9 protein-coding genes and 1 pseudogene are annotated in these 14,954 nt (G+C 41.5%); all 10 read left to right on the top strand.

Annotated elements, in window-relative coordinates; translation table 11 throughout:
• Positions 1–626: 626 nt before the first annotated feature.
• The 10 genes and pseudogenes from IGJ39_RS09195 (at position 627) to IGJ39_RS09150 (ending at position 14,950) form a co-directional block, all read left to right on the top strand.
• Entirely contained in the window at positions 627–2,096 is a 1,470-nt protein-coding gene (locus IGJ39_RS09195; RefSeq protein ID WP_104776364.1) for an InlB B-repeat-containing protein, read from the top strand.
• Positions 2,097–2,278: 182 nt separating this feature from the next.
• Complete coding sequence (locus IGJ39_RS09190) at positions 2,279–3,079, top strand: SDR family oxidoreductase (RefSeq protein WP_104776363.1); 801 nt, start codon at positions 2,279–2,281, stop codon at positions 3,077–3,079.
• 16 nt (positions 3,080–3,095) lie between these two features.
• Complete coding sequence (locus IGJ39_RS09185) at positions 3,096–4,958, top strand: BglG family transcription antiterminator (protein WP_104776362.1); 1,863 nt, start codon at positions 3,096–3,098, stop codon at positions 4,956–4,958.
• Positions 4,955–5,437: a transcriptional regulator GutM gene (locus IGJ39_RS09180; RefSeq protein WP_104776361.1), complete on the top strand. Its 483-nt coding sequence runs from the start codon at positions 4,955–4,957 to the stop codon at positions 5,435–5,437. The genes IGJ39_RS09185 and IGJ39_RS09180 overlap by 4 nt, the downstream gene beginning before the upstream one ends.
• Positions 5,437–5,980 (top strand): annotated as a pseudogene (gene srlA / locus IGJ39_RS09175) (PTS glucitol/sorbitol transporter subunit IIC). The gene IGJ39_RS09180 and the pseudogene srlA overlap by 1 nt, the downstream one beginning before the upstream one ends.
• A 15-nt stretch (positions 5,981–5,995) precedes the next feature.
• The gene (srlE, locus tag IGJ39_RS09170; protein WP_104776360.1) at positions 5,996–7,003 is read left to right on the top strand and encodes a PTS glucitol/sorbitol transporter subunit IIB; all 1,008 of its coding nucleotides are present in this window, start codon (positions 5,996–5,998) and stop codon (positions 7,001–7,003) included.
• A 16-nt stretch (positions 7,004–7,019) separates the two neighbouring features.
• Positions 7,020–7,376, top strand: coding sequence for a PTS glucitol/sorbitol transporter subunit IIA (locus IGJ39_RS09165; protein WP_104776359.1), 357 nt, complete (start codon positions 7,020–7,022; stop codon positions 7,374–7,376).
• A 37-nt stretch (positions 7,377–7,413) separates the two neighbouring features.
• Positions 7,414–8,118 carry a fructose-6-phosphate aldolase gene (locus tag IGJ39_RS09160; RefSeq protein WP_104776358.1) on the top strand — a complete coding sequence of 235 codons (705 nt, stop codon included), beginning with the start codon at positions 7,414–7,416 and terminating at the stop codon, positions 8,116–8,118.
• A 456-nt stretch (positions 8,119–8,574) separates the two neighbouring features.
• On the top strand, positions 8,575–10,026 hold the full coding sequence (locus IGJ39_RS09155; RefSeq protein ID WP_104776357.1) for an FAD-dependent oxidoreductase: 1,452 nt from the start codon (positions 8,575–8,577) through the stop codon (positions 10,024–10,026).
• Positions 9,992–14,950 (top strand): LPXTG cell wall anchor domain-containing protein, encoded by a 4,959-nt coding sequence (locus IGJ39_RS09150; protein WP_438764525.1) that lies wholly within the window; start codon positions 9,992–9,994, stop codon positions 14,948–14,950. Before IGJ39_RS09155 ends, IGJ39_RS09150 begins: the two co-directional genes overlap by 35 nt.
• The last annotated feature ends 4 nt before the right edge of the window (positions 14,951–14,954 follow it).

Genomic DNA, 14,954 nt, shown 5'->3' with positions numbered 1-14,954 from the left:
AAAGTTAATTGCTATCGATAGATAAGCAATCATTTGTTTTACTTTTCTGACCAAAATAATCGGTGAAGATAGAAAATACGAAATTATTAAAAAATAATTTTTGTGAATTTAATAACAATATTAAGTTTTTTTATAACTTTTTAACAGAAATATATATTGTTAGGAAGAAGCGATGAAATTGATTGAAATTGAAAAAAACGAGAACTTAAACAAAAAATAGAACATATTTAATTACTGGTTTACTAGCATTATGAGAATTTGACATGCTAAAATTCATGAAATTTTAATGTAAAATTTGTTATGATTTACTTGAGATTAAGTGAACTTTCATTTTTGGAAACCGCTAAAAAATAGCTGATAAACAAAAAAATATAACAATTTTGGTGTATGATCGCAGGCTTTTATATTTTTCTAATTTTAATAATAAATTAAAAGCGAATGAAACATTATAACTAAATAGAAAGGTAGGAGATTAAATTTGTGATCGAATTTACTATCATTACTTTTTTCAAAAAAGGGGGATTTTACAAAACGGAAAACATTCATTTTATCATTGATCAGTATTGAGCAATTTAATATGCAAACGGAATGTGATTTTTGACTTCATATCAGAATGGAGGATCATTATGAAAAAGATAGTCGCTTGTTTTATTGTTTTACTGGTATTTTTAGGTTTCAATCCAACTATTTCTGCGGCAACTCTAGGAATCAATTCAGAAGTGTCGTATTCTGCAAATGGCATTGATTATTATGATGTCGGGGAAGATGCAATGATCCCATGGCGTTTTAATGGTGCACAAATCAATCCTGGAAGTTCTCCAGGGATATTTTCAACCCAAGTGAAATTGTTATCTCAAAACCAACAAAGTGGCAGAGCAATGGTCATGGTTGATCTAAGCACGCTAGATAATACTGATGCGGAAAGAAGAAATCCTAGTGAGATGGAGCTGGAAGTTTTTCTAAATGGGACCTCCTTAGGAAAATATCAGGTCGGCGACCTATTCAGTAATACTAGCCCGTACCTAGATCCAAGTGTTCGTATGATAGGCGTTCCACTTCCTATCGAAGGTGAAGTCGGTGATATAAATACACTTGAAATTCATATCTCACTACCAGTAGATGCGTCAAATGCTTCTCGACTAGCATCAATTACTGTAAATGCTTCATTCACACCAATTGAATCGTTTACAGTGAGTTATGTAGATGGTGTAGAGAATGAAGTTGTATTTGAGGATAAAACCTTCAAACGTATTGAACCCGGAGCTGCTACACCAGGTTTTGGTGCAGAACCAACAAGAAAAGGTTATACATTTGCTGGTTGGAGTCCGACTGTCAGCGAGACAGTTACAACCGATGCGGTTTATACAGCAACATGGGAACCAATTCCAACGTATCAGGTCAACTATACAGACGGTGTACCAGATGAAGAGATTTTTGCTGATCAAGTCTTTAACAATTTAGTCGCCGGTTCTGCGACACCCATATTTAGTGGGCAACCTACAAGAGCTGGGTATATATTTAAAGGATGGGATAAAGCAATAACTGATACAGTGACTGGTGATGTCACTTATACGGCTATTTGGGAACCTGTGATTCCACAAACTGTCACTTATCAAGTGGTCTATACAGACGGTGTTACAAATCAAACCATTTTTGAAAACCAAGTATTTTCAGAATTATCTAAAGGCATAGCAACCCCTGTGTTTAGTGGAACACCATCAAGAGAAGGCTATAAATTCATCGGTTGGACGCCAACTGTCAGCGAGTTTGTAGAAGGTAATATGACTTATACCGCACAATGGGAAAAATTACCGCAAATCATTGAACCGGTGACACCACCGATCCAACAACCAGAAGGAAACAAAGTGTATGAAACAGTAAAAACAACTGAAACAACTAAAGCAATAACTAAAGTAATGAAAAAAGATAAAGTTACGTATAGTACACCCATAAAACAACCTAGAAAAGTGAGTCATCTTCCAAAAACGGCGGAACAATCGATGTATTCGACTAGTATGGTTGGCTTGGGTATGTTTATAGTCTTCGTAATAGGAATATGCTGGTTAAAACGTTCGAAATCAGAAGGTAGCCGATAAAACTGAAAGATAATGCTCACGTAAAAAAATATTATAGAGGAAAGAACTAGTAAATAAAAAAACATCACTCATAAAAAGACATTAAGTCAGATTTTTTTTGGAAATTCAAAAAAAGTCTGACTTAATTATTTTCTTCTACGTAGCTATACTGAAAGCTTAAACAAAAAAAGGGGTGATAGCTTATGACAAATTGGCTGAACATTGAGGGGAAAACGATTATTGTAACCGGAGGATCTTCTGGTATCGGGAAAAGTATCGTCGAAAGTTTATTGGAACAACATGTCAATGTAGCAAATTTTGATATTAGAGATTCGACACTTAAACATCAACGATTATTATTCGTAAAAACCGATATAACATCGCGACAAGAAGTAGAAGCTGGAGTTGTAAAAGTAAAGGATCACTTTGGTACGGTAGATGGTTTGGTCAACAATGCAGGCATCAACATTCCGCGCTTATTAGTGGATAAGAAACAAGCGCATGGAAAATATGAATTATCCGATGAAGTATTTGACAAAATCATTGCAATCAATCAAAAAGGGTTGTATTTAATGACTCAAGCAGTAAGTAGAATCTTAGTTGCTAAAGGAGAAGGAGTAATCATCAATATGTCTTCTGAATCAGGACTTGAAGGTTCAGAGGGGCAAAGTGCGTATGCGGCAACGAAAGCCGCTGTCAACAGCTTTACTCGATCTTGGGCAAAAGAGTTAGGAAAATCAAATGTTCGGGTAATAGGGATTGCCCCAGGAATCATGGAGGAAACCGGACTACGCACACTTTCTTATGAAGAAGCCTTGGCCTATACTCGTGGCATCACGATTGAAAAGCTTAGAGCAGGTTATGCCAAAACGAGCACGATTCCATTAGGTCGAAGCGGGAAATTAAAAGAAGTCGCTGACTTAGTTAGTTACTATCTATCTGATCGTTCGAGTTATATCACTGGAGTAACCACAAATGTGGCCGGAGGAAAAACTAGAGGATAAAAAGTGGGGGAAGTAAATGACGGTGGTGAACAGATGGTATCAAATTCTACAATTACTGGTTACCCACAAAGAAATGAGGATCGGCAGTTTGAAACAACAGCTGAATACAAGTACGCAAACGGTGAAAACCAGCATTGAATCTTTAAACGAAGAATTGATTGGAATTGCAGAAATCGTTCAACATAAGAATGATTTTCATATCGAAATTGAAAATTTTGAAAAATTTGATTTGATAATGAACGGCAGTTTGAGGCGGAAGAGCGATTTTAATTCTTGCAGTAAAAGAGTGTTCTTTATCGTCAAGAAGCTGATCGAGCAAAAAGATTTTTTGCTGATCGATGATCTGTCAGAAGCATTAGGGGTCAGCCGAAGTACTGTTGTCAAAGATCTACGAGTGATGAAAAAACTGATTTCCTCTTTTAATGTCGAAGTGATTGGAACGCCGAATCGTGGACTGCGTATGCGTGGAGAAGAACTGGATCTACGACTGTTACACCTTCATTATGTACAAGAATATTTTGCCGAACGTCCATTATCAGAACGCACACAAGATTTCGTAGAACACTTAGTTCAAAAATTTAATTTACCTAAAAATCAGGGCCTTCTTTTGAAAAAAACGATTTCTATTACAATGAAACGACTCCTTAAAGGAAATATATTGGTAGATTTGCCAAATGAATATATGGACCTTATGACGAGTCATCCTGCTTTTGTCGAATTGATCCATCATTTGGAATATGAATATAGCATCACATTAAGCCAAACAGAACAAGCTTTTCTCAGTTTTCCTCTTAATATAAGTGCTATTGCTGGCATGGATAAGTCTACTATTGATGAGCAAAAAATCGAACAGTTATTTCAACAAATGATAGAGACAATTCATCAAAATTTACTAGTAGAATTTGATGAAACCTTCTTAGTCCATGAAATAAAAGAACACTTCATTTACATGCTCAATCGTTTGATTTTTCGAATAGAGCTTCAAGATCTTTTCTATGGTGAAATCGAATCCCAATATCCTCTAGCCTATGAACTGGCAAAAATTGGTCTACAGCAGATCGGGGAGCAGTTACAACGAGTGGTTCCGACTGTTGAAATCAGTTATATTGCCTTTTATTTTGAACTTGCATTGAGGAAACAAACCAGTAACAACGAACACAAAGAAATTGCAATCGTCTGTAATACCGGAAAAGGAACAGCTTTGATTATTCGCCGTCAATTGGAACGGGTTTTGGGTCCGCAAATCAGCATGGTCCATTTTTCTGAGGAGGAGTATCAGCAGGAAGACTTAGATCAATATTTTGCTGTTTTTACAACCATTCCGCTGAAAAATGTAAAGAAACATACGCCAATCATTCGATTGATCAATCTATTCAACGAAACTTGGTTGCAAGAAGAGTGGCGTAAAGCAGAAAAGTTGAGAGCCGCAAACGTTCATCACTTAAAATTAGATTTTGATATTTTAAATGAAAAGAAACCCTACAAACAAAATCTTGATCATATGCTTGAATCTCTTGAGAGCAAAGGCTTAGTCGATCAAGAATTTAAGGAGCAACTGTTTATTAGAGAAAAGTTAAGGAGTACGATTTTTGAATATGGCATTGCTTTTCCTCATGCCATCAATAAAAAATCGGCTGAAATTATTTTATCAGTGGGTATCTTTAGGAAAGGGATCTCCACGATCAACGGACAAGTACAAGTCGTCTTGTTGTTAGCCATTCCACAAGATCTAACGATGAAAAAAGAAAAAGAATTGCTAAAACTGTATGATCAGCTTTTTGCTGTTATTGGCGATCCTGAATTTAGAAGTGAACTATGTCGTTTGGATGATTTAGTTGGGTTACAAAATTGGATGATACGAAAGGGGGTCATAACATGAATTTCATATATATATTCGGCGCATTTGCACTTGTTGCTTACGGACTGCAAGTCATATTTGGAATGAAACAAATCAAGCACTTTAATCAAATCTATCAAGAAATGCGCAGAAAAGGGAAAGTGGCTATCGGTCGGCGAGCTGGAAAAATCAAAGCAGGAACGATCGTCATGTTTGCTGTCGATCATAAAGGGATTATTATTGATGCGCGAAAGATGCAGGGCGTGACTGTTCTAGCAAAATTTCGTCTATTGCCACAATATATCGGAACAGATATCCACTACATCGACAACTATCATCCTTTGGTACGAACAGAAAATAAATTGGTGCAACAAGCAATGGCAAATGCCAGAGAAATCTATTTGCGGGTAGAATTAGGCAATTATCAAGAAGAATCGCGACCTTCCCCACTTACGATGCTTGGCATTCAATTCAGTTTATGGAAAAAACAATACCTATCAAGAAAAAGGAGTGTTGAATAATGGAATATATCACAAAATTTGCGGAAGGCTTCATCGGTTTATTCGAAACGGGTGCGGAAACTTTTATATCTTGGATGACTGGCATCGTCCCTGTAGTGTTGATCCTAATGGTCGCAATGAATACTCTGATTGCTTTCTTAGGTGAAGAACGAGTAACTAAAGTTGCCAAACTATCAACAAAGAATCCCGTCACAAGATATTTGATCTTACCTTTTTTATCTGCCTTTATGTTGGGAAATCCGATGTCTTTTACAATGGCCTGAATATTACAAGCCAAGCTATTATGCTTCTCAAGCACAATTTTGTCATACGAGCAATGGCGTCTTTCCCCACATCAATCCGGGTGAATTATTTGTTTGGTTAGGAATCGCCCAAGGAATCACAACCTTAGGATTAAATTCAATGGAATTAGCTGTACGTTATATGTTTGTCGGAATTCTTATGAATTTTATTGGTGGTTGGGTGACAGATTTTACCACCGCATATGTTTGTAAACAACAAGGGGTCACCTTGAGTAAAACAGTAGAAACAGCGACAGAATAAGGAGGAAGTGAAAAAATGAGCTATCACAGTATTCGAGTTGTAAGAGGAACTGGTGGATTCGGAGGCCCATTAGTGATCACACCAACAGAAGAAAAACACAAATTCATTTATATTACTGGCGGAGGAGAAAAACCAGTAATCGTCGATAAAATTTCTGAATTGACAGGAATGGAAGCAGTCAATGGCTTTAAAACTTCTATCCCAGATAATGAAATCGCTTTAGCAATCGTTGATTGTGGAGGGACATTGCGTTGTGGGATCTATCCAAAAAAAGGAATACCTACGATCAATGTGGTGCCAACAGGAAAAAGTGGACCATTAGCACAATATATTACAGAAGACATCTATGTATCGGCAGTAGGGGTCAATCAAATTACACTGACTACTGAAGAAGGCACAGTCGGTCAATCTGGTAACATAGAAAATAAGCGTGTAGCAGCACGTGAATATAAATACGATACAAGCAAAAAAATTACTGAACAAAAAGCTGAACAGCAGAATTTTATTGCAAAAATCGGCATGGGTGCAGGAAAAGTAGTGGCAACTTTTAATCAGTCCGCGCGCGAAGGTGTACAGACGATGATCAATACGGTCATTCCATTCATGGCATTTGTTTCTTTGTTGATCGGGATCATACAAGGATCTGGTATCGGTAATTTCTTTGCCAATATTATGGCACCTTTAGCAGGGAATATTTGGGGGTTGATGATCATCGGTTTTATCTGTTCCTTACCGTTTCTATCTCCATTATTAGGACCTGGAGCAGTAATCAGCCAAGTCATCGGGACACTGATCGGGGTGGAGATCGGAAAAGGCAATATTCCGCCACAGCTCGCTTTACCTGCGTTATTTGCCATCAATACTCAAAATGCTTGTGATTTCATCCCTGTCGGATTAGGCTTAGAAGAGGCAGAGGCTGAAACAGTAGAGGTTGGCGTACCTTCCGTTTTGTATTCACGCTTTTTAAACGGTGTACCTAGGGTGTTAGTCGCATGGATAGCAAGCTTTGGCATGTATAGTTGAATCTAGGAGGAAAAAAATGTCAGTTTATTCAACAAAAGTCACTTCGATTGGCGCAGAAGCTACGCTCTTTAAAGAAGAGAAGCTCGTGATACTATTTGGAAAAGATGCACCAGATATGCTATCAGCCTATTGTTACAATATTGAACTTCAGCCAATCCACGGAGAGATCAAAGTAGGACAACAGCTCTTCGTCGATGAGACAAGCTATCGCATCACGTCTGTCGGAAGTTTGGTCAATGATAATCTAAAAGAGCTTGGACATATCACAATTAAATTTGATGGAGCGGTAACGCCTGAACTTCCAGGTACTTTATACGTCGAAGGAAAAGAAATCGTTGAGATTGGTATCAAGACTAAAATCAGTATTCAGTAAAATACAGAGCAACATATCTGTTGAAAGGATGAATAAAATGGAATTTATGTTAGATACGATCAATATTGAGAAAATTAGTTATTACCAATCGATCCTTCCGCTATCTGGAGTAACGTCGAATCCTTCAATCATCAAAAAAGAAGGAAAGATTGATTTGTTTGCTCACTTGAAAGAAATCAAGCAGCTCATTGGAAAAGCAAGTTTACATGTACAAGTAGTTGGAGAAACAACGGAGGAGATCTTAGCTGACGCGCAAGTAATCATCGATCAACTTGGTAAGGAGATCTTCATTAAAGTACCAGTGAACGAACCAGGATTAGCTGCCATCAAACAACTGAAAGCTGAAGGAATAAATGTCACTGCTACCGCTATTTACTCCGAAATGCAAGGATACTTAGCCATTGCCGCAGGTGCTGATTATTTGGCGCCTTATTATAACCGTATGGAAAATCTGAATATTGATGCGGTTGCTATTATCAAAGCCTTAGCAATGGAAATCGAGCGAACGCAATCTCCAAGCAAGATCTTAGCTGCTAGTTTTAAAAATGTCGCACAAGTCAATCAAGCTTGCCGTCAAGGGGCGCATAGTATTACTGCGTCACCAGATATTTTTGCACAAGTATTCGGTATGCCTTCTATTCAAAAGGCCGTGACAGATTTTAGGAAAGATTGGGAAGAGACATTCGGTGTCAAAGATGTGAAAGCATTAGGAGCAACAGGGGCGATAAGTCCTACTAAATAAAAAAGAATAAAGAGTCATGGAATGGTTGATCGATCCGTTCTGTGGCTCTTTTTAAATAACGTTATATTTATTATATTCATCCATAATCAAATAGTCACCGTGTAGTTAAACCAACAATGGAATGGGAACTTCATATGTCCATATACTTATAGTTGATATCGTAAAAAATAAATTTTTTTTATGACATTCAATAAATGAGCAAATCTACTTTATGACTGGATGTTTACTAAAAAAATGAACGGTTTATTTCATCCGTTGAAGCAAGAATGATTATATTCTTTAATATACCGATTTGAATTAGTGGAAGAGGAAATAGTTGCTTCATTGCGTCTTAGTGGTTAGACCTTTATAACTGACAACTAGTCTTTCTAAGTGATATAATTTATATAAATAGTAGATTAAAAATAACCGTATGTATATTTTATAGCATGCTTTTATTAATGAAGGAGGCAGTTGATGAGGATCATAATTGTTGGAGGAAACCACGCGGGGATTGCCGCAGCACTTCGTATTCGTGAGGAATATCCAGACGATGAAGTAATCGTATTTGAAAAAAAAGATGAAATAACATTTGTCTCCCAAACAATCCCATTATTTTTGATGGGACATCAAGATATCCACTCCCAAGCAAATTATGCAACACCGCATGAAATTATTGCTCAAGGAGTGGATTTACGCATTCAAAAAGAAGTAACCAACATCGATGCGAAAAAGAAGACGTTGAATTTTAGAAATGTGTTAAGTCAACATGAGCACGAAATAACTTATGACCGATTGATCATGGCTGCGGGTTCGTATCCCAACCTTCCTCCAACTGGCGGAAAACTGAATGAGACACTTTTTCTTTTGAAAGAGCGTAAGGATGCTGAAGCAATTGAAAAATTCATATCAGAAGCCCATCATGCGGTAGTGATTGGCGCTGGACTGGTCGGTGTAGAGATTGCTCGTATCTTAGCCCAACGAAAAATGAAAGTCACTTTGATCCAATCAAATGCAAGAATCCTTGACAAATATTTGGATGAGAATGCCGCAATCGAAGTAGAGAAGCAACTAGAAGAAGAAGGTATCCAACTATTACTAGGTACTAGAGTGACAAGCTACCATACAATAGATAAAAAAATCTGGAGTCGACCTAAAATCGAAGTTGAAACTTCTTCTGATTCGACTATCCGTGCAGATGGTGTCTTTGTTTCTGTTGGCTTCCGACCAAATTCGTTCTTATTAGCTGGACAAGTCGAAACCGGTGACCGTGGAGCAATCGTCGTTGATAAGTACATGTATACAACAGATGATTCGATTTTAGCGATAGGGGATTGTTCTACGACTTATATGGACTTGACCAAAGAAAATATTTATAATCCTCATGCTTCTGATGCTTTTCGTCAAGGACTGATCGCTGCTGTCAATATCCACGAGAAAAAGCAAGAAGTAGCAATGACCACAGGGACTTATAAATTCAATATGGATGGCTTTACCATTGCGAATACTGGGATTACATTGAATCAAGCAAGAAAATTCGGATATGATGCAGAAGAAGTACACTACCAGAATCGTTATCTAGAGCGTGGCGGACAGTTTGTGCATGAATCGATTGTCAAATACTCACCAATTGAAAAAGGCAGAAAGAATCATTATTCAAGTATTTATCTAGTTTATGAGAAGAAAACAAAAAAAATCTTAGGATTGCAGGTTCTAGGAACAGTTGATATTTCTCAATATGTCAATATCATCAGTTTAGCAATCCAAAAAAATGTGACCGTGCCAGAAATTGAATTTACGGATTTCTTTTATGAACATGGCTACAAGAATCCTCTAGGTTTTACAAAAATATTAGCCTCTTTAGTTAGGGAAAAAGAAAGAGAGAGTGGTCGTGATGGCAAAGAAGAAAGATCAAATGAAATTAAATAAACCAGATAAAGAGATGTCAAAAAAACAAAAGCGAATGATTGAAGCTGGCGCACTGTTGACAGTAGGTGCTGGTGCATTTATCGGTGGCGTCACGATTCCAAATCTTTCTGCCTCTGCAGACAGTTCCTCTTTGTCCGAAAAGCGACTTGTTGAAGATGAGACCATCCAAGATATTGAACATACTTCTGTGGATGAATTGAATCAATCCTTACAAAAAGGTCAAAGTAGCAGTGTGAAGACAAATACTGGCTTTGTAGCTAAGTTAATGGATCAACTACCAAGTAAAGAAAAACTTTCTTCTATGTATGAAGGAGAAGGGATCAAAGTCAGTGATAGTCATACGGCATATGATATCCAACAAATTCTAGGAATCAAAGATGCGGACGTTTATTACCAGACTTCTACTTTATCTACAAGTGATGCGCAAGTAATGAAAATGTCAAGCTATCGGCAATTGATTCAAGCAAATCCGAATGTGAAGGTAACTTCACAAGATAATTATAAAACGGTCTCTCCTCATTTATATGAATCCAAAGAAAAGGCTTATGAAGATTCTGCAAACTGGAAAGATTCAAAAGTAGTTGCAAGTACGAGAGAAAAATCCTTAAGTTTCTCATCTAAAACGAAACCTGAAAGCACCAACTTTACCGCGGATGATGGTGCAGTATTAGGAAATATGAAAATCGATACAGGCTTTTCTTTGAACGTGAAAGCAGAAAATGGTCAAGCAAAATTAACAGATGAAATCAAAAGCGATTTTGAAGATGCAATGGAGAAGAATTTTTCCATCACTTATGAAGGTAGTACCTATTATGCAGTTTATCATGATGAGTCTATTTCTACCGACCATGGTAAAAATCAAGCAGATGGTTATTTCACATTTTCTTCGTCGACACATGGATTGCCTTTAGAGATCAATGGTCACTACTTGGTCTCACCTGTTCAGTTCGGTAGTACAGTTGACAGCTTAAAAACGTCTTTATCCTTGCACGGTGTACGGAGTTTTGAGAACACAGATTCTTGGTTAAATACAGATGAATCCAATATCAATGTAAAAGTAAATTTCGTTGATCAATTAGCGGATGAAAATACAACTTACTATGAAATCCAAGCAAAAGATCAAGTGATCGAGTCATTGAAATATGAATATGTGACCGTTAGTTTAGATGAGCAAAAAGCCACTGATTCAACTACAGCATACGCAGATGAGATGTCGATGCCAACGTATAGTGGTTCTCAATCAGGTATTAGTCCTGGGGGAGCAGTTGATGGTAATCTCGCAGAAGACGCAGCTGGATTAGCAGGATGGAATCAGACAGCGACGTTTTCTGGTGGTGGATATGGTGGACACACGATTACAGCGAATTCGGCAGTAACTGTGAAAACAGGACAGGTTTCTCAGACAAACTTTTCTTCAGTTATAAGTACGGTCAATATAACAGTAGACGGTGTGTCTTATAATCAGTTTGTTGCTCAACCAATCATGGTCAATGGGGTTCAGTATGCTGGTTATTTAACTGGTGCAAACGGAAGCGGCAGTGATTTTACGATCGTTGTGAAAGATACGAACTTTAATATCTACCAAATCGGGGGAGAATTTGCTTATATTTCTTCCTCAATGACGGATATGGCTTCACCAGATGAAACAACACCGGATGCAACCAACCCACAAGTGACCCCAGGAACAACTACACCAGAAGTCGATCCAGGCACAGGTGGCGGAGAAACTACTGATCCAGGTACAACTACGCCAGAGGTCGATCCAGGCACAGGTGGAGAAACTGATCCCGGAACAGGCACGCCAGAGGTCGATCCAGGCACAGGCGGCGAAACTGACCCAGGGACAACAACGCCGGAAGTAGCCCCAGGCACAGGTGGAGAAACTGATCCCGGCACCGGAACGCCGGAAGTCGATCCCGGAACGGGTGGAGGCGAGACTGATCCAGGAACGGACGGCGAAACTGATCCGGGAACAGGCACACCGGAAGTCGATCCAGGTACAGGCGGAGGCGAGACTGATCCGGGGACAGGCACACCAGAAGTAGCCCCAGGCACAGGTGGCGGCGAGACTGATCCAGGAACAACAACGCCAGAGGTAGATCCAGGCGCTGGTGGCGGCGAAACTGATCCGGGAACAGGCACACCAGAAGTAGATCCAGGTACAGGAGGGGAAACTGACCCAGGTACAACAACGCCGGAAGTCGATCCCGGAACAGGTGGAGGCGAGACTGATCCAGGAACAACTACGCCAGAGGTAGATCCAGGCACAGGTGGAGAAACTGATCCGGGAACAGGCACACCAGAAGTCGATCCAGGAACGGGCGGCGAAACTGATCCGGGAACAGGCACACCGGAAGTCGATCCAGGTACAGGCGGAGGCGAGACTGATCCGGGGACAGGCACACCAGAAGTAGCCCCAGGCACAGGTGGAGGCGAGACTGATCCAGGAACAACAACGCCAGAGGTAGATCCAGGCACAGGCACACCAGAAGTCGATCCAGGTACAGGAGGGGAAACTGATCCGGGGACAGGCACACCAGAAGTAGATCCAGGCACAGGCGGAGGCGAGACTGATCCTGACACAGGCACACCAGAAGTCGATCCAGGTACAGGCGGCGAAACCGATCCCGGAACGACAACACCGGAAGTAGACCCTGGCACAGGTGGAGAAACCGATCCCGGAACGACAACACCGGAAGTAGACCCCGGCACAGGCGGCGAAACTGATCCGGGAACAGGCACACCGGAAGTCGATCCAGGTACAGGTGGTGACACTGATCCAGGCACCGGAACACCAGAGGTAGACCCAGGCACCGGTGGCGAGACTGATCCGGGAACAGGCACACCAGAAGTAGACCCCGGCACAGGTGGAGAAACCGATCCCGGAACGACAACACCGGAAGTAGACCCCGGCACAGGCGGCGAAACTGATCCGGGAACAGGCACCCCGGAAGTAGATCCCGGAACAGGTGGAGGCGAGACTGATCCAGGCACAACTACGCCAGAGGTAGATCCGGGAACGGGCGGCGAAACTGATCCAGGAACAACTACGCCAGAGGTAGATCCCGGCACAGGTGGTGACACTGATCCCGGCACCGGAACACCAGAGGTAGACCCAGGCACAGGTGGAGAAACTGATCCTGATACAGGCACGCCAGAAGTCGATCCAGGTACAGGTGGAGAAACTGATCCTGATACAGGAACGCCAGAAGTCGATCCAGGTACAGGAGGGGAAACTGATCCAGACACAGGCACACCAGAAGTCGATCCAGGCACAGGCGGCGAAACTGACCCAGGGACAACAACACCAGAAGTCGATCCAGGGACAGGCGGCGAAACAGATCCAGGAACTGGTACGCCAGAAGTAGACCCAGGTACAGGTGGAGAAACTGATCCAGGAACAGGCACACCAGAAGTCGATCCAGGTACAGGTGGCGAAACTGACCCTGAGACCGGCACACCAGAGGTAGACCCAACGATTCCAGATAAGCCAGATGCAGGTATTCCAATTGTCAATCCAGTTTTACCAAGTCAACCAGGAGCAAGTATTCCAGGTGTAGATATCGTAATACCAGATAAAAGTCTAAACACGGTCACGCCAGAAATTGATCCGTTAATACCTATTAACCCCAGCACGGTCACACCAGAAGTCGATCCAGGTGCTGGAGGCGAGACCGAACCTGGAACAGGCACACCGGAAGTCGATCCAGGCACAGGCGGTGAAACCGATCCCGGAACGACAACACCGGAAGTAGACCCAGGCACAGGTGGTGACACTGATCCCGGGACAGGCACGCCAGAGGTAGACCCAGGCACAGGTGGAGAAACAGATCCCGGCACCGGAACACCGGAAGTCGATCCCGGAACAGGTGGAGGCGAGACTGATCCAAGTACAACTACGCCAGAGGTAGACCCAGGCAAAGGGGGCGAAACTGATCCGGACCCAGGCACACCAGAAGTAGACCCAGGCACAGGTAGTGGCACTGATCCCGGCACCGGAACACCAGAGGTAGACCCAGGAACGGGTGTAGAAATTGATCCTGATACAGGAACGCCAGAAGTAGATCCAGGTACAGGAGGGGAAATTGATCCGGACCCAGGCACACCGGAAGTCGACCCCGGAACAGGCGGCGAAACTGATCCCGGCACCGGAACGCCGGAAGTCGATCCCGGAACAGGTGGAGGCGAGACTGATCCAGGAACAACTACGCCAGAGGTAGAACCAAGCACAGGCGGCGAAACCGATCCCGGAACAGGTACGCCAGAGGTAGACCCAAGTACAAGCGGGGAAACCGATCCCGGAACAGGCACACCAGAAGTAGACCCAAGTACAGGCGGCGAAACCGATCCCGGAACAGGCACGCCAGAGGTAGACCCAAGCATAGGCGGCGAAACTGACCCAGGAACAGGCACACCAGAAGTCGATCCAGGAACGGGCGGCGAAACCGATCCAGGCACCGGCACGCCAGAAGTCGATCCCGGAACAGGAGACGGCGAAACCGAGGTAGGCACGACAACACCAGAGGTAAATCCAAGAACCAGTGGTGGAGGAACTGATTTAAGTAGTACCACACCAACTGAGACTACCGATACAGATATTCAAATTGCAAGAACCCAAGTACTAAGTGATAACAGCTCTAACAATGGATTATCTAGTAATAATCAAACGAATGACCAAACGACTAACACACAAGGAACAAGTGACTCTGAAGATGTTTCAGGTAAGCAATTACCTAAGACTGGTTCAACTTCAGGGATGTTTGGAAAATTTGTTGGTGGGATACTTGTTGCTTTTGCGGGATTCTTTGGACTATTCAAACGTAAACGTCGTGAATTACAAAAGGATGAAGATCGTGTCGAACGTGTGATCAAAGAGGAAGATGAAGAACAAGAAAATAAAGAGGAAAATAAGGATAAAAAGTAGAAGA

Source organism: Enterococcus sp. AZ140, assembly GCF_051714405.1.
In the GTDB taxonomy this organism is placed as follows: Bacteria; Bacillota; Bacilli; order Lactobacillales; family Enterococcaceae; genus Enterococcus_B; species Enterococcus_B pernyi.
Note: the sequence above shows the minus strand (reverse complement) of the source record. Positions and strands in the feature narration are given on the sequence as shown.

What these genes read in the sequence shown, in the direction of transcription:
- IGJ39_RS09195 (WP_104776364.1), top strand. Translation starts at nt 627, where the DNA reads ATGAAAAAGATAGTCGCTTGTTTTATTGTTTTACTGGTATTTTTAGGT.
- IGJ39_RS09190 (WP_104776363.1), top strand. Translation starts at nt 2,279, where the DNA reads ATGACAAATTGGCTGAACATTGAGGGGAAAACGATTATTGTAACCGGA.
- IGJ39_RS09185 (WP_104776362.1), top strand. Translation starts at nt 3,096, where the DNA reads ATGACGGTGGTGAACAGATGGTATCAAATTCTACAATTACTGGTTACC.
- IGJ39_RS09180 (WP_104776361.1), top strand. Translation starts at nt 4,955, where the DNA reads ATGAATTTCATATATATATTCGGCGCATTTGCACTTGTTGCTTACGGA.
- srlE (WP_104776360.1), top strand. Translation starts at nt 5,996, where the DNA reads ATGAGCTATCACAGTATTCGAGTTGTAAGAGGAACTGGTGGATTCGGA.
- IGJ39_RS09165 (WP_104776359.1), top strand. Translation starts at nt 7,020, where the DNA reads ATGTCAGTTTATTCAACAAAAGTCACTTCGATTGGCGCAGAAGCTACG.
- IGJ39_RS09160 (WP_104776358.1), top strand. Translation starts at nt 7,414, where the DNA reads ATGGAATTTATGTTAGATACGATCAATATTGAGAAAATTAGTTATTAC.
- IGJ39_RS09155 (WP_104776357.1), top strand. Translation starts at nt 8,575, where the DNA reads ATGAGGATCATAATTGTTGGAGGAAACCACGCGGGGATTGCCGCAGCA.
- IGJ39_RS09150 (WP_438764525.1), top strand. Translation starts at nt 9,992, where the DNA reads ATGGCAAAGAAGAAAGATCAAATGAAATTAAATAAACCAGATAAAGAG.